The 5,060-nt window shown below is 56.0% G+C and carries 1 protein-coding gene, 1 tRNA gene and 2 rRNA genes; all 4 read right to left on the bottom strand.

What is annotated here, in order from left to right; genetic code table 11:
• Positions 1 to 701: 701 nt before the first annotated feature.
• Positions 702 to 851, bottom strand: coding sequence for a hypothetical protein (locus EOA29_RS41375; RefSeq protein WP_189478891.1), 150 nt, complete (start codon positions 849 to 851; stop codon positions 702 to 704).
• Between the two features lie 398 nt (positions 852 to 1,249).
• Positions 1,250 to 1,326 (bottom strand) — tRNA-Met (locus EOA29_RS13810).
• A 218-nt stretch (positions 1,327 to 1,544) separates the two neighbouring features.
• A 5S ribosomal RNA gene (gene rrf / locus EOA29_RS13805) occupies positions 1,545 to 1,659 on the bottom strand.
• Positions 1,660 to 1,891: 232 nt separating this feature from the next.
• Positions 1,892 to 4,717: ribosomal RNA gene (locus EOA29_RS13800) — 23S ribosomal RNA — on the bottom strand.
• Positions 4,718 to 5,060 lie beyond the last annotated feature (343 nt).

Raw genomic sequence — 5,060 nt, 5'->3', positions numbered from 1 at the left:
CCGCCCACGTTTCTCTTTCTTCAATATTCAATTGTCAAAGATCAGACATCGCAGACGCAACGTCTCGGCCCGTTTCGCTTCCCGCTCCAGGGCCCCTCGAGTGTCGCTCACGCGGCTCTCTTGAATTTCGCAGAGGGCAGATTTAGAAGCGAACTTCTCGGCCGCCAGCGGCGCGCCGCCCTCGTTGGTGGAGGCGTATATAGTCGGGGCCGTTCGGGGTGTCAACACCGATTTCGAACTTTCTCAGCACGTCGCCGAGCGGGTTCCAGCGATGCGCTTCACATCCTTGTTTTGGTGCACGTTGTCGTCGCGAAACCGCTGCGAATTCTGGGCGAGACGCATTAGCCGGCTGCTATGATGCGGCCCCTGAGGTTTATGTAGCCGGCGGCGTCGATCTGCACTTTCGGCCATGGCCGAGTTGATCTCCGCCACGACCGGCAAGCTGCTCGACGGCAAGCGTCATACAGCGGCTGCTGGACAGCCGGTTCAACGTTCTGCTCGAGCAACAGAACCCGGCGAGACATCCAGGACGATGCCTGCGACATTGATACGCCGCTTGATTCGGCTTGAACCGCTCGACTACGTTTGTCGAGCGCAGCTTCACCCAGGATGTCTGGGGAGGATATAAGCGGGCGAGCCGGTCGGGTTTGACGTCTAGCCACAGACAGGCCCAGTCGCCTTCATACGTCGGTCCAGAAACTTCACTTTCCCGTCAATCGCCCTGCAAACCGCGAGACCTTGGCTCTTCGACTAGCCGTCCAGGTCCCGACTCGGACCAGGTCGCCGGCCGGGCGCGTCGAGATGTCCTGAACATAGGCCTCCTGGATGATCGCCAGCGTCTTCTCTGCCATGCAGCGCGGGAAAATATGAAGCGCCTTCTCAGCGCCTGGGAACCGCAGCTCAACCGTGACCTGCCCCGCGTCTCCAGTCCGGGGCCCCAACACTCTTGCGTCGGGCAGTGGGCAGGCCTTTCTCGTCATGAGCGTCAATCGCGGCACCCACGTCCCCGTTCCTATCAGCCGCTCAGCGGCGAAACGGCGTTCAGGGTAACCCAACAGGCGCGCGAGGTCTCAGGATGTCCTTCGATCGGGCAAGGGGGGGAGTGCTGTCCAGCCTGGCGATTGCGGAGCATGTGGCGAGTATTGTTGCGCCGGGAGCGTGCTGAGGGGGGGCGAATCAGACCGCAACGGGTTTGAGTATGCGCCGCGAATACCAAAACGGCCCGCGCGAGGCGGGCCGTTTTTGTATTTGGTTGCGGGGACAGGATTTGAACCTGTGACCTTCAGGTTATGAGCCTGACGAGCTACCGGGCTGCTCCACCCCGCGTCAACCATAGAGGTAAGCTTGCGCTTACCGGATTCAAGAGCCACCAAACGAAAGGGCCGCTCGCGCGGCCCAGGATCCCGTTTGGCGGGCCTTATGCATGTCGCCCAAAAGTGCCTAGCGGTTTTGGGACAACGACATGCATCATACAATCGTAAGGAGAAGATTAGTCTCCATCCAGATCTTTTGATCCGGATGTGAGATGAACGTGCGCTTGGCAGACCTGGCAGCGACCTACTCTCCCGCGTCTTGAGACGAAGTACCATCAGCGCTGGAGCGTTTCACGGCCGAGTTCGGAATGGGATCGGGTGCAGCCGCTCCGCCATAACCACCAGGTCGGCAAAACGCACGTTGTTCGAGAAGCTGTTCAAGCGCGATCCAAGGATCGTCGCAGCGCGATCCAAGGATCGTCGCCTTTGTGCCTTGGATGTTCTTTTAGCCTGGCGCCTTTCGAAGCGAAGCTTCGCAAGGTCGACCGACCGTCGGCGCCGATGCGCCGCACCCACGTAGCGCCGCCCGAAGGGCGGAACAAGCGTGAGTGAGAACAAGATGGGCATTAGGAATGAGAACGATCAAGCCGATCGAACTATTAGTACCGGTAAGCTTCAAGCGTTGCCGCTCTTCCACACCCGGCCTATCAACGTGGTCGTCTTCCACGGTTCTCAGGGAATACTCGTTTCAAGGTGGGTTTCCCGCTTAGATGCCTTCAGCGGTTATCCCGTCCGGATATAGCTACCCTGCAATGCGGCTGGCGCCACAACAGGTCCACCAGAGATCCGTCCATCCCGGTCCTCTCGTACTAGGGACAGATCCTTTCAATATTCCTACACCCACGGCAGATAGGGACCGAACTGTCTCACGACGTTCTGAACCCAACTCACGTACCGCTTTAAATGGCGAACAGCCATACCCTTGGGACCTGCTCCAGCCCCAGGATGCGATGAGTCGACATCGAGGTGCCAAACAACCCCGTCGATATGGACTCTTGGGGGTCATCAGCCTGTTATCCCCGGCGTACCTTTTATCCGTTGAGCGATGGCCCTTCCACGCGGGACCACCGGATCACTATGACCGACTTTCGTCTCTGCTCGACTTGTCAGTCTCGCAGTCAGGCAGGCTTATGCCATTGCACTCAGCGAACGATTTCCGACCGTTCTGAGCCCACCATCGCGCGCCTCCGTTACTCTTTAGGAGGCGACCGCCCCAGTCAAACTACCCACCATACATTGTCCCGGACCCGGATAACGGGCCGCGGTTAGACATCCATAGTAATAAGGGTGGTATTTCAAGGGTGGCTCCACCTGAGCTGGCGCCCAAGCTTCAAAGCCTACCACCTATCCTACACATGCCACTACGAATGCCAATGTAAAGCTATAGTAAAGGTGCACGGGGTCTTTCCGTCTAACCGCAGGAACCCCGCATCTTCACGGGGAATTCAATTTCACTGAGTCTATGCTGGAGACAGCGGGGAAGTCGTTACGCCATTCGTGCAGGTCGGAACTTACCCGACAAGGAATTTCGCTACCTTAGGACCGTTATAGTTACGGCCGCCGTTTACTGGGGCTTCGATTCAGAGCTTGCACCCCTCCTCTTAACCTTCCAGCACCGGGCAGGCGTCAGACCCTATACGTCGCCTTGCGGCTTCGCAGAGCCCTGTGTTTTTGATAAACAGTCGCTACCCCCTGGTCTGTGCCACCCTCCTCTGCTTGCGCAGAAAAGGGTCACGCTTCTTCCGAAGTTACGCGTGCAATTTGCCGAGTTCCTTCAGCATAGTTCTCTCAAGCGCCTTGGTATACTCTACCTGACCACCAGTGTCGGTTTCGGGTACGGTCTATAAGGAGGAGCTATTTCCTGGAACCACTCCGCTGCCCTTTCAATCCGATAAGATTGGACAACTTGTGTGATCCGTCACTACCTCCAGGCCCACGAATATTAACGTGGTTCCCATCGACTACGCGTTTCCGCCTCGTCTTAGGGGCCGGCTAACCCTGCTCAGATTAACTTTAAGCAGGAACCCTTGGTCTTTCGGCGGGGGAGTCTCTCACTCCCCTTACGTTACTCATGTCAGCATTCGCACTTCTGATACCTCCACCGCCCCTCACGGGTACGGCTTCATCAGCTTACAGAACGCTCCGCTACCGCTCGTGATTGCTCACGAACCCTAAGCTTCGGTGTATGGCTTTAGCCCCGTTACATTTTCGGCGCAAAGACCCTTATTTAGACCAGTGAGCTGTTACGCTTTCTTTAAATGATGGCTGCTTCTAAGCCAACATCCTGGTTGTTTTGGGATCCTCACATCCTTTCCCACTTAGCCATAACTTGGGGACCTTAGCTGTAGGTCAGGGTTGTTTCCCTTTTCACGACGGACGTTAGCACCCGCCGTGTGTCTGCCGACTAGTACTCCCAGGTATTCGGAGTTTGGTTAGGTTTGGTAATCCGGTGAGGACCCCTAGCCCATCCAGTGCTCTACCCCCTGGGGTATTCGGTCGACGCTCTACCTAAATAGATTTCGCGGAGAACCAGCTATTTCCGAGTTTGATTGGCCTTTCACCCCTAGCCACAAGTCATCCCGAACTATTGCAACAGTTATGGGTTCGGCCCTCCAGTAAGTGTTACCTTACCTTCAGCCTGCTCATGGCTAGATCACTCGGTTTCGGGTCTAATGCGACGAACTGAACGCCCTGTTCAGACTCGCTTTCGCTGCGCCTACACCTACCGGTTTAAGCTTGCTCGTCACACTAAGTCGCTGACCCATTATACAAAAGGTACGTGGTCACCCTTGCGGGCTCCCACTGTTTGTAGGCAATCGGTTTCAGGTACTCTTTCACTCCCCTTGTCGGGGTGCTTTTCACCTTTCCCTCACGGTACTAGTTCGCTATCGGTCATGCACGAGTACTTAGGCTTGGAAGGTGGTCCTCCCAATTTCAGACAGGATTTCACGTGTCCCGCCTTACTCGAGGACGATTGATCGCATTACGCGTACGGGGCTGTCACCCGCTATGGCCCAACTTTCCAGAAGGTTCCGCTTGTCTCTCAATCGCCACTGGCCTGGTCCGGGTTCGCTCGCCACTACTTCCGGAGTCTCGGTTGATGTCCTTTCCTACGGGTACTTAGATGTTTCAGTTCCCCGCGTTCGCCACTTTATCCCTATGTATTCAGGATAAGTTACCTATTAGCGATACTTGGAAACCACAACAGCAAGACGGCGCGATCTCGAAGAGATCGTCGCTTCCCTGCTGCTCTGATTTTCCAAGTACCTTAGGTGGGTTTCCCCATTCGGAGATCTACGGATCAAAGGGTATTCGCACCTCCCCGTAGCTTATCGCAGCGTATCACGTCCTTCATCGCCTGTGCATGCCAAGGCATCCACCAATTGCCCTTAAGACACTTGATCGTTCTCATTGCCAATACCCATCACGCAATCCCGAAGGGATTGTCGCTGCAGCGACGATCTCTGCGAGATCGCGCCTCAATGGAATTGGCACAAAAAAGACCAGCTTCTCGAGATCGGTTCGAGGGCGCGGTTAGGCAAACCCATCATATGCAAGGGATTGAGCGTCCCTTGCGACAAATCATGAGACCTTGCGGCTCATGAAGTTCGAACAAATCTTCTCTTTACGATGTCAGACAGAACAGGCGCAGAGCACGAGGCTCGACGCAAACTCATTTTCGAATGACTAGACCACCGGCGATCATCTCTACTCGACACCCACGCGCGATCCACAGGATCGCCGCGA

The organism is Mesorhizobium sp. M1E.F.Ca.ET.063.01.1.1 (assembly GCF_003998155.1).
Classification (GTDB): domain Bacteria; phylum Pseudomonadota; class Alphaproteobacteria; order Rhizobiales; family Rhizobiaceae; genus Mesorhizobium.
Note: the sequence above shows the minus strand (reverse complement) of the source record. Positions and strands in the feature narration are given on the sequence as shown.